13 protein-coding genes are annotated in these 16,866 nt (G+C 38.7%); 6 read left to right on the top strand and 7 right to left on the bottom strand.

Annotated elements, in window-relative coordinates; all coding sequences use genetic code 11:
- Positions 1 to 6: 6 nt before the first annotated feature.
- Together ACJHV0_RS04935 and ACJHV0_RS04930 are read right to left on the bottom strand one after the other, a co-directional pair.
- Complete coding sequence (locus tag ACJHV0_RS04935; protein ID WP_483133546.1) at positions 7 to 2,325, bottom strand: TonB-dependent hemoglobin/transferrin/lactoferrin family receptor; 2,319 nt, start codon at positions 2,323 to 2,325, stop codon at positions 7 to 9.
- Positions 2,326 to 2,374: 49 nt separating this feature from the next.
- A complete protein-coding gene (locus ACJHV0_RS04930; RefSeq protein WP_483133545.1) occupies positions 2,375 to 3,610 on the bottom strand; it encodes a transferrin-binding protein-like solute binding protein in 1,236 nt (411 codons plus the stop codon).
- Positions 3,611 to 3,776: 166 nt separating this feature from the next.
- Here ACJHV0_RS04930 and hutZ point away from each other — a divergent pair, with 166 nt between their 5' ends.
- On the top strand, positions 3,777 to 4,295 hold the full coding sequence (hutZ, locus tag ACJHV0_RS04925) for a heme utilization protein HutZ (protein ID WP_025235381.1): 519 nt from the start codon (positions 3,777 to 3,779) through the stop codon (positions 4,293 to 4,295).
- Positions 4,296 to 4,445: 150 nt separating this feature from the next.
- The gene (gene pepN / locus ACJHV0_RS04920; protein WP_483133544.1) at positions 4,446 to 7,058 is read left to right on the top strand and encodes an aminopeptidase N; all 2,613 of its coding nucleotides are present in this window, start codon (positions 4,446 to 4,448) and stop codon (positions 7,056 to 7,058) included.
- A 60-nt stretch (positions 7,059 to 7,118) separates the two neighbouring features.
- On the opposite strand, the gene ACJHV0_RS04915 is transcribed toward pepN, so the two are convergent.
- Together ACJHV0_RS04915 and ACJHV0_RS04910 are read right to left on the bottom strand one after the other, a co-directional pair.
- Complete coding sequence (locus ACJHV0_RS04915) at positions 7,119 to 7,391, bottom strand: acylphosphatase (RefSeq protein ID WP_483133543.1); 273 nt, start codon at positions 7,389 to 7,391, stop codon at positions 7,119 to 7,121.
- A 53-nt stretch (positions 7,392 to 7,444) separates the two neighbouring features.
- Positions 7,445 to 9,079: an ABC transporter substrate-binding protein gene (locus tag ACJHV0_RS04910; RefSeq protein WP_483133542.1), complete on the bottom strand. Its 1,635-nt coding sequence runs from the start codon at positions 9,077 to 9,079 to the stop codon at positions 7,445 to 7,447.
- Positions 9,080 to 9,509: 430 nt separating this feature from the next.
- On the opposite strand from ACJHV0_RS04910, the gene leuC reads away from it, so the two are divergent.
- Positions 9,510 to 10,928 (top strand): 3-isopropylmalate dehydratase large subunit, encoded by a 1,419-nt coding sequence (leuC, locus tag ACJHV0_RS04905; RefSeq protein WP_483133541.1) that lies wholly within the window; start codon positions 9,510 to 9,512, stop codon positions 10,926 to 10,928.
- A gap of 12 nt (positions 10,929 to 10,940) precedes the next feature.
- Positions 10,941 to 11,543, top strand: a complete 603-nt coding sequence (gene leuD, locus ACJHV0_RS04900; protein WP_025216699.1) for a 3-isopropylmalate dehydratase small subunit — start codon at positions 10,941 to 10,943, stop codon at positions 11,541 to 11,543.
- Positions 11,544 to 11,600: 57 nt separating this feature from the next.
- On the opposite strand, the gene ACJHV0_RS04895 is transcribed toward leuD, so the two are convergent.
- Genes ACJHV0_RS04895 through dusA form a run of 3 tightly spaced genes read right to left on the bottom strand, consistent with a single transcriptional unit; the run spans position 11,601 to position 13,595 of the window.
- Entirely contained in the window at positions 11,601 to 12,065 is a 465-nt protein-coding gene (locus ACJHV0_RS04895; protein ID WP_334231858.1) for a hypothetical protein, read from the bottom strand.
- 28 nt (positions 12,066 to 12,093) lie between these two features.
- Positions 12,094 to 12,600: a DUF2301 domain-containing membrane protein gene (locus ACJHV0_RS04890; protein ID WP_334231856.1), complete on the bottom strand. Its 507-nt coding sequence runs from the start codon at positions 12,598 to 12,600 to the stop codon at positions 12,094 to 12,096.
- 17 nt (positions 12,601 to 12,617) lie between these two features.
- Positions 12,618 to 13,595 (bottom strand): tRNA dihydrouridine(20/20a) synthase DusA, encoded by a 978-nt coding sequence (gene dusA / locus ACJHV0_RS04885; protein WP_483133540.1) that lies wholly within the window; start codon positions 13,593 to 13,595, stop codon positions 12,618 to 12,620.
- Positions 13,596 to 13,952: 357 nt separating this feature from the next.
- Here dusA and ACJHV0_RS04880 point away from each other — a divergent pair, with 357 nt between their 5' ends.
- Entirely contained in the window at positions 13,953 to 14,930 is a 978-nt protein-coding gene (locus tag ACJHV0_RS04880) for a ribonucleotide-diphosphate reductase subunit beta (RefSeq protein ID WP_025216695.1), read from the top strand.
- A complete protein-coding gene (locus tag ACJHV0_RS04875) occupies positions 14,917 to 16,584 on the top strand; it encodes a ribonucleoside-diphosphate reductase subunit alpha (protein ID WP_334257470.1) in 1,668 nt (555 codons plus the stop codon). The genes ACJHV0_RS04880 and ACJHV0_RS04875 overlap by 14 nt, the downstream gene beginning before the upstream one ends.
- Positions 16,585 to 16,866: the final 282 nt, after the last annotated feature.

Below are 16,866 nucleotides of genomic sequence, written 5' to 3'. Positions count from 1 at the left end.
ACTTGATTAGAACTTAATCTCTATTGATGCTGAGTAATTACGACCCGGTGCATAGAAACGCTGTAAACCTTTTCCGTCTCTATCTACTACATTGGTTGTGCTATTTGCATTAATACCTCTTAAGGCGTCCCAAGTGTGGTAGGTTCGGTTAAACAGGTTATAGACACCCGCCCTTAACGTAATATTTTTAGTCGCTTTATAGTATCCAAAAAGATCAAACACATAGGCTGATTTATTGAGATATTTATAGGTGGTAACTTTGGGAGCATAGCCTCTTGAACTATAAACATTTTCAACCACCTGAGCATCTTTAGCTTTTTTCGCTCCAAGATAAGTTAAGCGATTGAAAATACCCCATTTACCACTCGTATCTTCGTAATCTAAACCCAAAATCGCTTTAACAGGTTGAATAGATAATAAGCTACTTTCGGTAGAAAGTTTCCCTTTACTATAACCAACTGCACCTGATACTTTCCAGCCATTCAAATGTTCTGTAAATGAGCCAAGATTGAGAGCTAATTTTGCTTCCAATCCCCTAATTCGGGCTTTATCAATATTGACCATTTGCTGTCTAGGTGTTTCAAAATATCTTGAACAACCATAATAAGCACATTGTCTATAGTAAATATTGTAGTTTTTAACGATAGTTTCTTGCTCAAATAAGAAATCTTTATAGTTGCTTTGATAAAGATTTAAATCAAAGCTCCCTTTCTTATCTTCCGCAACAACTGAAAGCGTATGAGTAATGCTACGCTCAGCTCTTAAATCAGGGTTAGATTGCCATTTTCCATAAGGGCTATCAAAGGTAAAATACATCTCTGATGCGGTCGGAATACGGTAACCTGAGCCAACGTTATAACCTACTTTCCAAACATCATTAAGCTGAGCTTCTAAATCAAGAAAGCTACTTACTGTTTTAAAAATAGCCTTATCAGGCTTACCCTCACGTTTACACGCGGCACTGCAAGCTGCATTTAACTCTTGCGGCGTTAATTTTTCATAATTAAAACGTGAACCAAACTGAGCGGTAATAATAGGCGACCAGTTATCAAATGTAGGATTCCAGACTACTTTATCCTTAATCGTTACTCCTAACTGAGTTGTTCTCACAGGATACTGAATAGTGTATTCACTGGTTGGTGCCCCAATAATCGTATCGTAATTGATGTTTTTAAAATCCCGTCTACCGACAAAGGCTGACACCGAAAGCTGATGTTCACCCAAGGCTTTATAAGGAAACTCAAACGGCTGGCTATCCGCTTGCATACTCACTCGAGTATATTTGGTTTTCATTCGGCGATCATAAATTTCCATCAACTCTTTGGGATTGCTCTGGTTTGTGAGAAAGTTCCAAGATCTGAGACCTTTATAATTTACTGCTGCCAAATCTGTATATTGGTAGTCAATATCGTTTTTAAATAATGCTAAATACTTAGATTCAGGGGTAAAAGCATAATTTACATTCGCATTAACACGCTTGTTCTGGTCATCAGCTTCACGCCATAATGAACCTATTGAAGTATAAGAAAGCTCGTCAGTATAACGGCTACCTTTTTGTCCATTAATCGAAAAAGCAACTCTATGCTCCGGGTTAAAGGCATAACCTAACTTGAATAAATAATTGTTGGTACGATGTCTTACCGGATCCGGCTTTTGTCTGGCACTAAATAATTCAATATCGCCACGCCCATTACTCTTGAGCTCGTGCCCTGCTCGATGGGAATAGAGCAATGCAACATCCAACTTTTCACCAAGATAGCCGACACCAACCGTTTTAACCCATTCTCTGTTTTTACTTGAATAGCCTGCTTTCGCTAAACCACCAAATTGATTTCCATTAGATACTAAATCAACTGCATCTAAGGTTTTATAGTTTACCGAACCGCCTAACGAACCACTGCCGCTATTAAAAGAGTTTGCTCCTCGATAAATATCAATACCCGTTGTTAATTCAGGATCAATACTTAGTCTGGAAGAGTTAAAATTACCATAGCGACCATATAATGAGTTTTCTTCCGAATCAGGCAAAGAAACCCCATCTATACTAATACCAACACGGTTTCCCTCAACGCCCCTCATTGCAAAACCTTTTAGATGGCGACCATTATCACTAATACCGACATCTGTTGTATAGCGAACAAGATCTCGGCTATCATTGATCATCTCTTGCTGAACTGCCTTACGTGATTTCTGAATTAAATTTGCCTTAGTTTCTTTTTCCGTAACCACAACTTGCTCAAGTTCTACCGCTTCCTCAGCGAATACAGGCTGAATTGCAAAAAAACTGAAAAAAAGACCGCTTGCAATAGATTGTTTTTTATTCATATCAAATCCTATTTTGCTCCCCTTTTAAAATTAAAGGGGAGAGCCTTTTTTACTGTTTCGTTACACCAAATACACCCTGAACTTTATCTGATTGGTAAATACCTGATAGATATTTCGCATCATCGCCAAAGAAACCGGCTTGCATTTTGATCTCTTTATTTTCATTAGCAACTCCCGAAATAGAGTTCTCGGTGATTTTACTGTCAAAAGTGTAAGCCTCCACCCTCGTACTTGCCGTACGACCATTTTTAGCTGCCGCAAACTCTGTGTTTAATTCAACACGAGCTGTTTTATCTGCAAAATTCACTTTAGCATATGCTGAACCACTATCTGCACTCCAAGAACCATATTGATATGATGCTTGTCCTACAGTACCCAAATAAGTAAATTCACCTTCTCTAGGCATCTTATCAATCTCGGTTGCTTGACCTTGTGAATAGATATAGCCTTTCTCTGTTTCGCTAGAATTATAAACGCCATAGCGAACTATTGCTCCCGAGTGATCAAATAGGCTTGAACCACCTAAATTACGCTTCCAACCACCACGAGCTGAATCAATACCAACATCAACTGCATTCCCTCTATCATCAATTACCGTAATATAACTAATTCCTTCTCGAGTATCCGGAGCATCTATAGATGAAACTGTGCCATCTTTATCTTTTACCAAAACACCACCAGAGAGTTTACCGCTCGCTGCCGTCATTTTTCCTGACGCTCCCCCAAAGATTTTATCGCTAATTGGTGCTCGAGATTTTGCCTCTTCTAAATCTGCTTTCGCTTTATTTAAGTCCTCTTGTGCTTTTGCTGCATCTTCTTGTGCTTTTTGAGCATTACTAATTGCATCGTTAGCTTTTTTAGCTACGTCATCTGCTTGCTTTTTAATGGCTGCCACTTCTTCTTGAGATTTAGCCAAAGCCTCTGCCAATCTAGCATCGCCGGACTCTGTTGCCGCCTTGATAGCATTTTTTAATTGTTCATCTAATTGTTGTACTAATTCTGCCGTTTTCGCTTCATTCCCCTTAGCCTCTGCTAATTGGGTTTCTAATTTTTCAATTTCACTTTTACTGGCAGATTGAGATGAAGCCAGCTTATTTTGCAAGCGTTGTAATGTACTTTGTAGATCAGATAAAGTGGAATTTAGATCCGTTACTTCGCTTTTTAGAATTTCATACTCTTGTTTATCTACTTTGTTATTAGAGCCACCACTAGAACTGCTGGAAGAACAAGCTGACATACCTAATGCACAAAGAACGGCAAAAGTTGATAATATTATTTTTTTCATACAAATCCTCTTAGGTTTATTCAATTTTAATAAGCATTTAATAATATAAATATCGGCAAGGAATATAATTCAAATAAAAACTATTTTCAATATCATTCTTATTGATCGAACGTTCATTTTTTCAATATAATAAATAGGCTAACCCAATCATTAATAAGGAGAAATAATGACAACAAACCGCCAAGAGGTTTTACAAAACCGTTTAGGTCCTGAACTAGAAGAACTAAAACAACAAATTAAGACGATTGTAATGGCAACAACAGATAAAGATGGCACTCCAAATGTGAGCTATGCTCCTTTTGTTATTCACAATGGCGAATATAAAGTGCTTATTTCAATTATTGCCCGCCACGCACGAAATTTGCAGGAAATACCTAAAGTTTCTCTAATGCTGATTGAAGATGAGAACAAAAGTCGCCAAATTTTTGCACGCCGTCGTTTAACCTTTGATGCAACAGCACGTATTATTGAACGCGATCAAGATGAATGGAATATAAGCATTAATGCACTTAAAGCCAGACACGGTGAATTAATTGATGATCTATCTAATATGCAAGATTTCAAACTCTTTAGCTTTAAACCAACCGCAGGTTTATTTGTGAAAGGTTTTGGACAAGCATTTGATGTTGGCGTTGATGATTTAATCAGCTTAGTACATCTCGATCAAGGACACCAAACCCTATAATTCCAATACTTCCTAAACGGCTATAAATGGCAATATTTATAGCCGTTTTGTTTGATACAAGCGGTCATATTTCTTGGAAAATTTGCAATAAATTTAGTACAATAACCAGCACTATTCTAGCGGCAGAATGCCAATCAACAAGGAAATCCTATGCAACCTAAAGCCAAACTAAGAAAAGATTATAAAGCACCAGATTTCACTATTACTGATATTTATCTTGATTTTCAACTTGACCCTGATCGCACCTTTGTAACCTCAGCATTGACTGTTGAACGTAAAAACCCTGATGCGACCAACCTTCGCTTAGATGGTCATAGTTTTGATTTCCTTTCGATTAAATTTAACGGTGAACCATTTTCATCTTATGAAAAAGATGATGAATCTTTAACCTTAAATTTAGCAGAGGTAAAAGCCGATCGTTTTGAACTGCAAATTGAGACAGCCTTAAATCCTACACAAAATACCTCACTACAAGGTTTATATAAATCGGGCGACGGACTTTGCACACAGTGTGAAGCTGAAGGTTTCCGCCAAATTACTTATATGCTTGACCGCCCCGATGTACTTGCAAAATATACGACAAAAATCACCGCTAGTAAGAGCAAATATCCTTACTTACTCTCTAACGGTAACCGTATTGCTCAAGGTGAATTGCACGACGGCAGACACTGGGTGGAATGGCAAGATCCATTCTTCAAACCAAGTTATTTATTTGCATTAGTGGCTGGCGATTTTGACCTCCTACAAGATAAATTCATTACCAAAAGCGGACGTGAAGTTACCTTAGAAATGTACGTTGATCGTGGTAATTTAGACCGTGCCCCTTGGGCGATGGAGAGCTTAAAACGCTCAATGAAATGGGACGAAGACCGCTTCGGTTTAGAGTACGATTTAGATATTTATATGATTGTTGCTGTTGATTTCTTCAATATGGGAGCAATGGAAAATAAAGGCTTAAATATTTTCAACTCTAAATTTGTATTGGCAAAACCGGAAACTGCAACTGATACCGATTATTTAGATATTGAAGCAGTTATCGCCCACGAATATTTCCACAACTGGACAGGCAACCGCATTACTTGCCGTGATTGGTTTCAATTAAGCCTAAAAGAGGGTTTAACCGTTTTCCGTGATCAGGAATTTACTTCGGATTTATGGGCTCGTTCGGCAAAACGTATCGAAGATGTACGTCTATTGCGTACAGTGCAATTTGCCGAAGATGCCAGCCCGATGGCACATCCAATTCGTCCGGAAAAAGTCATTGAAATGAACAATTTCTATACTGTAACTGTGTATGAAAAAGGGGCTGAAATCATTCGTATGATCCACACTCTATTAGGTGAAGAAAAATTCCAACAAGGAATGAAGCTCTATGTGGAAAGACACGACGGTTCAGCCGCTACCTGTGAAGATTTCGTGAAGGCAATGGAAGATGCTTCAGGTGTTGATTTAGAACAGTTCCGCCGTTGGTATAGCCAATCGGGAACACCTGAACTCACGATTTCCGATGAATATGATGAAGCTCGCAAAACCTATCGCTTGCATATTTCACAAATGACACCGCCAACGCACGATCAATTGGAAAAATTAAACTTACACATTCCATTGAAAGTCGCGTTATATGGCGAAAATGACGGTAAAAATATTCCGTTACAGTATGAATTATTAACGGTAAGTGATGTATTAGATGTTACCGCTGAGCATCAAACCTTTGAGTTCCACAATGTAACGCAACGCCCTGTGCCTGCATTATTGTGTGATTTCTCTGCTCCGGTGCGTTTAGATTACAACTACACTACCGAACAGCTTTTAACCTTACTCAAACACGCTGAAAATGATTTTGTACGTTGGGATGCTGCACAAATGCTCTATACCAATGAACTGCGTGAAAATTTAAGCCGTTATCAGCAAAATCAGCCGTTTAGCTTCTCAGAAGGTTTAGCAGATGCTTTAACGTTCGTGTTGGATAATTCAGCCAAATCGCCTGAATTAACCGCATTAACGCTCACATTACCGAAAGAAACTGAATTTGCCGAGTCGTTTAAAACCATTGACCCAACGGGTATTTCTCTTGTCCGTGAGTTTATGCAACATTCGATTGCTACCGCATTGCAAGATAAATTATTAATTGTTTATAACCAAAACAAATGTGATGCTTACCAAGTGGTAGCGAAAGACATTGCTAAACGTGCATTACGCAATGTCTGCTTAAGTTATTTAGCTTTTACTGACTTAGGTAATGCCCTTGTGCATAAACATTACAATAATGCAGACAATATGACTGATACGCTAGCCGCATTACAAGCAGCAACCAAAGCTCAGCTAAGTTGCCGTGATGCGTTATTGGCAGATTTTGAGGAAAAATGGAAACACGATGGCTTGGTAATGGATAAATGGTTTATGATTCAAGCCACCCGCCCGGACGAAAATGTATTAGCGATTGTGCAAGGTTTAATGGAACACCCAAGTTTCAACTTTAACAATCCAAACCGACTACGTTCATTGGTAGGGGCATTCTGCGGTCAAAACCCGAAAGCTTTCCACGCTATTGATGGCTCCGGTTATCGTTTCTTAGTCGATACCCTCATCAAACTAAATGAAAGCAATCCACAAGTGGCTGCACGACTTATTGAGCCACTCATCAAGCTTTCTCGCTACGATAATCAACGCCAAACCTTGATGCGTCGTGGTTTAGAGCGTTTACGTGAAATGGATAATCTCGCTCGTGATTTATTCGAGAAAATCGAAAAAGCGTTGGATTAGATAACAAACCACAAGCGGTTGAATTTTGTAAATTTTTTACTAAAAACGACCGCTTGTACTTTAATCTCTTATCTCAAACCGCTCAAAGGTTTCCCTACCGTTATAATCACTAACGATGACTCGTTCTACTTTTGCAGAAGGCGAGCCTTTATGTAGCCATTGTTCCAACTGAGCTATTGCCAGCTCATCTGTAGTTGCAACAACTTCTACCGAGCCATCATTACAGTTTCTCACATAGCCTTTCACTCCCAATTTTTCAGCCTCTTTTAAGGTGAAAAAACGAAAAGCAACACCTTGCACCCGACCATAAATCGAAAACCGTTTTACAACCATATTTTCCTCAAAAAATTAGGCTGCTTATTTTTCAATAAACAGCCTAAAAATGATTATTTCACGATGTATAAGTTACGAAGCAAAATATCATCTTGTGGATCTTTTCCTTCATAGCCTTTCACGTAAGGTTTCACTAAGCGTGGATTTACATAGTTGTAAATCGGCATAATTGCAAAATCTTTCGCTAACTGCTCTTCTGCTTTCGCATAAGCAGCTGCACGACCTGCTGCATCGGTTGCTTTATAAGATTCTGCTACCGCAGCATCGTAGGCTTGGTTCTTATAGAATGCCGTATTGTTGCTGGAATTCGATAAGAAGTACTTAATGAAGGTTGAGGCTTGGTTATAGTCTGCCGCCCAGCCAGCACGAGAAACATCGTAGTTTGCATTACGGCGTGTATCTAAGAATGTTTTCCACTCTTGGTTCTCTAATTTCACATCAACAATACCGTCTGTACCTTGTTTCCATAAGGACGAAACCGCAATCGCAATTTTCTTATGGTTATCGTTGGTATTATAAAGAACTGTGAATTTCAGTGGGTTAGATTTGCTATAACCCGCTTCTTCCAACAATTTCAATGCTTTTGCTTTACGTTCTGCCATTGGTTGCGTTGAATACGCCGGCTGCTGGATTTTATCCCCTTCGTGGATATAAGGAGGCGTAAACACATAGGTTGGAGTTTGTCCTTGCCCTAATACTTTAGCGGTGATGATGCTACGATCTAAGGCTAAGTTTAATGCTTCACGCACTTTCACATTATCAAATGGAGCTCGTTTGTGGTTGAACTCGTAGTAATAGGTTGAAAGTGTTCTTGCTGTGAATACTTCATTTGGTATCTCTTTTTTAAGAGTTGCAAACTGCTCCGGCGGTAAAGAATAGTTCGTCATATCCAAATCACCCGCACGATAACGAGCTACATCAGTTGTCGCATTAGGAATTGCTAAGAAAGTCGCTTTATTAATCACAGTTTCTTTGTCGTTCCAGTAATTCGGGTTACGGGCAAAAACGATTTTCTCATTAATGATGTGATCTGCTAAAGTATAAGCACCATTACCCACTAAATTGCCTTTTTTCACCCACGCATCACCTAATTTTTCTACTGTTGCTTTATGTACAGGTAAAACAGAAGAGTGAGTTACAAGCTCCGCCGCATAAGGAATTGGCTGGCTTAATTGCACTTGGAAAGTGTGATCATCAACCGCTTTTACAGCCAATTCTTCAGGCTTTTTCTTACCATCGATAATATCCTGTGCATTTTCAACATTTAAATAAGTTAAGTAACTTGAGTAAGGTGAAGCGGTAAGCGGATTCACCAAACGCTGCCAAGAGAAAACGAAATCGTGAGCAGTTACCGGCTCACCGTTAGACCATTTGGCATCTTTACGTAATTTGAATGTCCACGTTTTATAATCAGGAGTGCTTTCCCAAGATTCCGCTACCCCCGGTTGGATATTACCATCAGCATCTTTGGTTACTAAGCCTTCAAAAAGCTGATAAGCAACTTGAGATTCAGGCACACCTTCAATTTTATGCGGGTCAAAACTCGAAGGCTCAGAGCCGTTATTAATAACAATTTCTTGTTTGTCTGCTAATGCTGTACCTTCCGGCACTTTGGCTGCAAAAACATTAGCTGATAAGCCTAATACTAAAGAGGTGGCTAACAATGAAAGACGGAATTTTGACTGCATAATTTAAGCTCCATTTATAAATAAAGACTGGGTTCAAAATAATATTTTTCAAATTAATTTTTTTAAGTCTAGGGATTATTATTTTAATTGCAAGGGGATTTTTAAAAAAATGTGATAGATATCTCCTTTTAATCTAAAAAATGATGAAAAATATGTCAAAGAAAATAGCTCTATAAACTGTAATAATGACTAGATAACTTGCTGTAACAATCCAACAAGTCAGCATAATATGCTAAACATTGATTGTTAAAGCCATTTTTAGCTTGATTTAACAGAATAAAAATCCTTATTTTCTGTAAAAATACTATTTTACTTTCATTTTTTTAGTCGTTATATTCATATCCATCATTAACAAGCGGTCAATTTTGCAAAATTTTTTACAAATCTAACCGCTTGAGTACAAAATTATCTTATTGAGTTGGACTATTTTATGCAGCAAGCTAAAACCCTATATCAGAAACTTTTCGATTCACACGTTGTGTATGAAGCCGAAGGCGAAACGCCGATTATTTATATCAACCGACACTTAATTCACGAAGTAACCAGCCCACAAGCTTTCGATGGCTTACGTGTTGCCGGTCGTCAAGTTCGCCAAGTGAGTAAAACCTTCGGCACAATGGATCATAGTATTTCTACTCAAGTGCGTGATGTGCAAAAACTAGAAGGGCAAGCGAAAGTTCAAGTGTTGGAATTAGAGAAAAACTGTGCAGAAAATGGTATCCCATTATTTGATATAACTAAAAAACAACAAGGCATCGTACACGTGATGGGACCGGAACAAGGCTTGACCTTACCCGGAATGACAATTGTATGTGGCGACTCCCACACTGCTACTCACGGAGCTTTCGGGGCGTTGGCATTTGGTATCGGGACATCTGAAGTAGAGCACGTTTTAGCTACCCAAACCTTAAAACAAGCCCGTGCGAAAAGTATGAAAGTGGAAGTACGTGGCAAAGTGAACCCAGGTATTACCGCAAAAGATATCGTGCTTGCGATTATCGGAAAAACCACAATGGCTGGCGGTACAGGCTATGTAGTAGAATTTTGCGGACAAGCCATTCGTGATCTTTCAATGGAAGGTAGAATGACCGTATGCAATATGGCAATTGAATTCGGTGCTAAAGCCGGTATTGTTGCCCCTGACGAAACCACTTTTGCTTACTTAAAAGATCGTCCAAATGCACCAAAAGGCAAAGATTGGGACGATGCGGTTGAATATTGGAAAACACTAAAAACCGATGAAGGTGCAATTTACGATGCCGAAGTGATTTTAGAAGCAAAAGATATCGCACCACAAGTAACTTGGGGAACAAACCCGGGGCAAGTAATCGGTATTGATGATGTCATTCCTAATCCTGAAGAAATGGCAGATCCGGTTACTCGAGCTTCCGCAGAAAAAGCATTGGCTTATATCGGTTTAGATCCACATACTGATATGAAAAATGTGCCTGTTGATCAGGTCTTTATCGGCTCTTGCACCAATGCCCGTATTGAAGATTTACGTGCAGCAGCGGCAGTAATGAAAGGTCGTAAAAAAGCGGATAACGTAAAACGTATTTTAGTAGTACCGGGTTCCGGCTTAGTGAAAGAACAGGCAGAAAAAGAGGGCTTGGATAAAATCTTTATCGAAGCTGGTGCAGAATGGCGTAACCCGGGTTGTTCTATGTGCTTAGGAATGAACGATGACATTTTAGGCGAATGGGAGCGTTGTGCCTCCACTTCTAACCGTAACTTTGAAGGGCGTCAAGGACGTAACGGTCGTACCCACTTAGTCAGTCCTGCGATGGCAGCAGCTGCCGCGGTATTTGGCAAATTTGTTGATATTCGTAATGTTTCATTAAACGCATAAGAGGTATAAAAAATGGCAGGTATTAAACAACATTCAGGCTTAGTCGTTCCTCTTGATGCAGCGAACGTAGACACTGATGCAATCATTCCAAAACAGTTTTTACAAGCAATTACCCGTGTGGGCTTTGGTAAACACCTTTTCCACGAATGGCGTTATTTAGATGCAGAAGAAACCCAGCCAAACCCTGATTTTGTGCTGAATTTCCCACAATATCAAGGAGCAACAATTCTTCTTGCCCGCAAAAATTTAGGTTGTGGTTCTTCACGTGAACACGCTCCGTGGGCGTTGGCGGATTACGGTTTTAAAGTGATGATCGCCCCAAGTTTTGCGGATATTTTCTACAACAATAGCCTTAACAACCATATGCTTCCAATCAAATTAACCGAAGAAGAAGTGGAAGAGATCTTTCAATGGGTGTGGGCGAATGAAGGCAAACAGATCCACGTTGATTTAGAAGCGATGACCGTTACCGCTGGCGATAAAGTGTATACGTTCGAGTTAGATGAATTCCGCCGCCACTGTTTACTCAATGGTTTAGATAATATTGGCTTAACACTTCAGCACGAGCAGAAAATTGCCGAGTACGAAAGCAAAATTCCTGCATTCTTACGCTAATTTCTCAATAAAAAAACGGCTAGAAATTTAAATTCTAGCCGTTTTTTCTATTCTCAACTAGCCTTCCCGACACTCCAGCCAAGGCATACCGTTTTTATAATAGGTCGATTTAAACTCTCTTGCCATTAATTCTACATAACTGCCCTCAATCGGCTGATAAGAACGATAACGCACTTCAAACTTCGTACCTCTGGCATTTAAATTAATATTCGCAATATGGTCGAACGGATACGGTTTTCCGCCATCCAGCTGGAAATAGATACCAAAATTCTCTTGCTTACGGCTCTCAGACCAAAGTGGAAAATAAGTTGCCAGATAAGAGCCATCACCTGTCGCAAAATTCTTACAGTAATAGCTATAGCGTTTATAATTTTTCGGATTATTCAGCTCAGCTTGGCTGATATTCTCTTTTAAATAGCCCACCTGTGGCTTATGTTGTGTTATTTTTGGTGATTGTGATGGCGTACAAGCAAATAACCCTATAATCATTGTTGCCATTAAGGCGGTTTTAAATTTTTGCATAAAAATTCCGATAAAATAATATAAAAAATTACACCCGATATTTGGTTTTATCACCAATATCAAAATGTAGCGGCATTCGCCATTTTTGAATACTTAACACTAAAAGTAACAAGCCACAAATCACGCTTAGAATTTGAACAATAAAATGCCATTCCAACGCAAATGCTCCCCATAAAATAGCCACTAGAATCGGTTGGAAATTCAAGCCAAATACTCTAAAACAGAAATATTCCTTATAACTTAATCCACCAATCACTAACAGCATTGCTCCTAAGGCTAATAATGGAAAATCAAAGATGTAGAAAAGTAACCCTAACCACACAGAAAACTGGAAAATCAGGCGGAATGTTTTGTCATAAAGATGTAAAGACGAAGCCAACATCGTACCTGCCACCAGTAAGCCAAGTTGAGCCGTTGATGTGTAATAAGGCAGCAAAAACAGCATTAATGTGGCTAATACAAAACCGCTACGATAAACAATGACAGTTAAATAATCCCAAAAATCCATTGGCGATTTGATATGCGGATCTGCCATAACTTTCTCCTTAAACATTAGCCGATAAATGCCAGAGCTTGCTCTACCACTTCTACGCCAGCCCCTTGCTTAGTGGCATTTTCACTTAAATGACGACGCCATTGTCTCGCCCCTTTACAATTTTGGAATGCTCCGAGCATATGGCGAACAATATGATTTAAATAGACACCTTTTGCCAGCTCTCGTTCAATGTAAGGAAACATCTTTTCCACCGCTTCTTTTGCCGTTACAAGCGGTCGATTTTCGTTAAAAATTTGCAAGTCGATTTCGCCTAATAGAGACGGATTTTGATAAGCCTCACGCCCAATCATTACGCCATCAACAAATTGTAGGTGATGTTTGATTTCGTCAATGGTTTTAATACCACCATTAATACTAATGTTCAGGTACGGGAAATCTCGTTTCAGTTGGTAAACTCGCTCATAATCCAGCGGTGGAATTTCACGGTTTTCCTTCGGGCTTAAACCTGTCAGCCACGCTTTACGGGCGTGGACAATAAAATCACTGCTGAATGGCTGCACTTTTTCGATAAAATCACACAAAAATTCATAGCTGTCTAAATCGTCAATCCCAATACGGTGTTTGACGGTAACAGGAATTTCGACCGCATCTTGCATTGCTTTAATGCAATCAGCCACCAAATCAGCTTTTGCCATTAAACAAGCCCCAAACATTCCGTTTTGCACACGGTCTGAGGGGCAGCCCACATTTAAATTAACTTCCATATAACCCCTCTCCTCCACCAATTTAGCACAATGAGCAAGCTGAGTAGGATCGCTTCCACCTAATTGCAATGCGACAGGATTTTCACTTGGATCATATTCCAGCAAATCATATTTAGCGTGAATGATCGCCGGAGCTGTAATCATTTCCGTATAAAGCAAGGCATTTTTGCTAAATTGACGATGAAAATAACGGCAGTGGCGAGTTGTCCAATCTAACATTGGAGCAACTGAGAAACGCCCTCGATAAAATTGTTGAGTATTCGTATCCATAAAATCAAAATAAAGCGGTTAAAAAAGTGTAAAAATTTGCAAAAAGGCGACCGCTTGCAACCTATAAAAACAGGCTGATATCATACTCGAAAAAGGAAGCCAAACATAGTTTTATCAAGGCTTTCTTAGTTTATTGCACACTTTTGAAACAAACGACAAAACACAATATCTAGTGGTTAGACCATAAAATAAACACAATATATTGATGTAAAAATTTACAAAATTATTTTCCTTTATAAATCAATAAGCTAACAAAAACGACGTAAAAAGGTTGTTTGTCAAGTCTTGTCTTGAAACTTTTTTTGCATACAATCATCTCCCAGATTGAAATCAAACTTTAAGATAGAGCCTAAGAATATGTCTAGAAATCTTTTCCAAAAACGCTTAAATATTAAGCCGTATGAGTATCCTGAGCTTCTTGAATTTAAAGATGCTATCCGCCATTCTTACTGGTTACATACCGAGTTTAACTTTACCGGTGATATTCAAGATTATCGCACCACTATTAATGATCACGAACGCCACGTTTTAACTCGTGCGATGTTGGCAATTTCACAAGTAGAAGTGAACGTAAAACGTTTCTGGGGCGAGTTATACCGCTATTTCCCAAAACCGGAAATGGACGATGTGGGTGGTACTTTCGCAGAAAGCGAAGTGCGTCATAAAGATGCGTATTCATTCTTATTGGAAAAGCTCGGTTTAAATGAAATGTTTAGCCAAATTCACGAAATTGAACCATTAATGAACCGTATTCGTTATATGGAAAGTTTTATGAAAGATAAAGATGCAGGCAAAGGTGAGTTTGTACTCTCTCTCGTATTGTTCTCTTTATTCGTTGAACACATTTCGTTATTCGGTCAGTTCATTATTATGATGTCATTCAACAAGCATAAAAACCTATTTAAGGGGATTTCAAATGCAGTTGAAGCAACCTCTAAAGAAGAAGAAATTCACGGAAAATTTGGTATTGCGTTATACGAAATCTTGCGTGATGAACACAGCGAACTTTTCACACCGGAATTCTTTAAAGATTTAGAAACCTTAGCAACTCAAGCATTTGAGGCAGAAAAAGGGATCTTAGACTGGATTTTCGAAGAGGGCGATTTAAGCTTTATCACCAAAGCAACGGTAGAAAACTATATTAAGAACCGTTACAACAATTCGTTGAGTATTTTAGGGCTAGAACCACCTCATAATATCGATCCTGAATTGTTAAAAGAAACTGAGTGGTTTGATATTGAAATTCTTTCTACCAAAGAAACCGATTTCTTTAACAAACGTAGTACCGATTATTCTAAAAAAATGAAACAAATTACCGCAGATGACTTATTTTAATACCGACCGCCCAGACTTCCACTGGCTAAATGAGGATAGCCGTTTATTCTTACAACGTGGCTATTTATTGGAAGGCACAACTGCATTAGAGCGTATTCGTTTTATTGCCGAACACGCAGAACGTAAACTCGGCATTGAAGGCTATGCAGATAAATTCTATCGCTATATGGCGAGAGGCTATTTCTCGCTTTCTTCACCAATTTGGTCAAACTTCGGTTTAGATCGTGGTTTACCGATCTCTTGTTTCGGTAGCTACATTGGCGACTCTATCCACGAAATTATGGTAACAACCGCTGAAGTGGGTATGATGAGTAAAATTGGTGGCGGTACATCAGCCTATTTTGGCGATATTCGCCCACGTGGTTCTTTAATTAAGAATAATGGTAAATCAGACGGCTCATTCAACTTCAGTAAGTTATTCGATACGGTAATTGATGTGATTTCTCAAGGCACATCTCGTAAAGGTCAATTTGCCGGCTATATTGATATTGAACACGGTGATATTGATGAATGGTTGGATATTCATACTGAAGGTAATCCAATTCAATTAATGTATTACGGTGTTTGCGTTGGACACGATTGGTTAGAATCAATGAAAGCCGGTGATCCATACAAACGTCAGCTTTGGGCAAAATTACTGCAACGTAAAACTGAAACCGGTATCCCATATTTATTCTTTAAAGACAATGCCAACGCAGGGCGTCCTGATGTCTATAAAGATAAAAATATGACGATTCACGCATCAAACTTATGTACTGAAATTATGTTGCCTTCAAGCAACGATGAAAGTTTCGTATGCTGTTTATCGTCAATGAACCTACTCTATTTTGATGAGTGGAAAGATACCGATGCACCGGAAACATTAACCTATTTCCTCGATGTGGTAATGAGTGAATTTATTGAGAAAAGTCAATCCATTCCATTCTTAGACCGTGCAAACCGCTTTGCCCGTCGCCACCGTGCATTAGGTTTAGGTGTATTAGGTTGGCATAGCTATTTACAGGCAAATAATATTGCCTTTGATAGCTTCCAAGCAATGCAGAAAAACAATGAAATTTTCAAAACATTGCAACAAAAAACGTTAAAAGCATCACAAGAATTAGCACAACGCTTTGGTGAGCCGGAAATTTTAGAAGGTTATGGTCGCCGTAATACGACATTAATGAGTATTGCCCCGACTAAATCCAGTAGCTTTATTTTAGGTAGCGTTTCGCCATCAGTCGAACCATTTAAATCAAACTACTATGTAAAAGATTTAGCGAAGATCAAAACCGTGTATAAAAACCCGTTCTTAGAGAAATTACTCCAAGAAAAAGGCTTAGATACAGAGGAAGTTTGGGAATCTATTTTACATAATGATGGCTCTGTTCAGCATTTAGAACAGCTTTCCGAGCACGAAAAAGAGGTATTTAAAACCTTTGCTGAAATCAGCCAGTTAAGCGTAATTCAACAAGCTGCTCAGCGTCAAAAATATATCGACCAAGGGCAAAGTATTAATGTGATGATTCACCCAGCAACACCGGCTCGCGATCTGAACCAATTATACTTAACAGCTGAAGAGTTAGGCTTAAAATCCATTTACTACCAAAACTCAATGAGTGCTGCTCAGGTATTTAACCGTAACTTGCTCAGCTGCTCAAGTTGTGAAGGGTAATTAAAAGCGTAACAATAAAAATGCTGAATAAAGAACGTTATTCAGCATTTTTTATTTAGATTATTTGGCATAGTAGACAAAATAGTTGCTAACCTTATTTTTTGATTAGGTTAGTAGCTTTTTTTATTCAAAAAAATCCTTTATAAACATCAACTTATGTTTTTTTGTTAATCCGTTGTGATTATTTAACTTCTGCTTTAAGTCTTTAAAAAAGACTTTCCGCTCTATTTGTGGTTCTTTCAATATTTAGCTCAGGGTATTTCTCGAAAGTAAATAAATAAT

Source organism: Mannheimia sp., assembly GCF_056854775.1.
The sequence above is the reverse complement of the archived record's forward strand: the minus strand, read 5'-3'. Positions and strand labels throughout refer to the sequence as shown.

Coding starts and splice junctions, on each gene's coding strand:
- ACJHV0_RS04935 (WP_483133546.1), bottom strand. CDS start 2,325: ATGAATAAAAAACAATCTATTGCAAGCGGTCTTTTTTTCAGTTTTTTT.
- ACJHV0_RS04930 (WP_483133545.1), bottom strand. CDS start 3,610: ATGAAAAAAATAATATTATCAACTTTTGCCGTTCTTTGTGCATTAGGT.
- hutZ (WP_025235381.1), top strand. CDS start 3,777: ATGACAACAAACCGCCAAGAGGTTTTACAAAACCGTTTAGGTCCTGAA.
- pepN (WP_483133544.1), top strand. CDS start 4,446: ATGCAACCTAAAGCCAAACTAAGAAAAGATTATAAAGCACCAGATTTC.
- ACJHV0_RS04915 (WP_483133543.1), bottom strand. CDS start 7,391: ATGGTTGTAAAACGGTTTTCGATTTATGGTCGGGTGCAAGGTGTTGCT.
- ACJHV0_RS04910 (WP_483133542.1), bottom strand. CDS start 9,079: ATGCAGTCAAAATTCCGTCTTTCATTGTTAGCCACCTCTTTAGTATTA.
- leuC (WP_483133541.1), top strand. CDS start 9,510: ATGCAGCAAGCTAAAACCCTATATCAGAAACTTTTCGATTCACACGTT.
- leuD (WP_025216699.1), top strand. CDS start 10,941: ATGGCAGGTATTAAACAACATTCAGGCTTAGTCGTTCCTCTTGATGCA.
- ACJHV0_RS04895 (WP_334231858.1), bottom strand. CDS start 12,065: ATGCAAAAATTTAAAACCGCCTTAATGGCAACAATGATTATAGGGTTA.
- ACJHV0_RS04890 (WP_334231856.1), bottom strand. CDS start 12,600: ATGGCAGATCCGCATATCAAATCGCCAATGGATTTTTGGGATTATTTA.
- dusA (WP_483133540.1), bottom strand. CDS start 13,595: ATGGATACGAATACTCAACAATTTTATCGAGGGCGTTTCTCAGTTGCT.
- ACJHV0_RS04880 (WP_025216695.1), top strand. CDS start 13,953: ATGTCTAGAAATCTTTTCCAAAAACGCTTAAATATTAAGCCGTATGAG.
- ACJHV0_RS04875 (WP_334257470.1), top strand. CDS start 14,917: ATGACTTATTTTAATACCGACCGCCCAGACTTCCACTGGCTAAATGAG.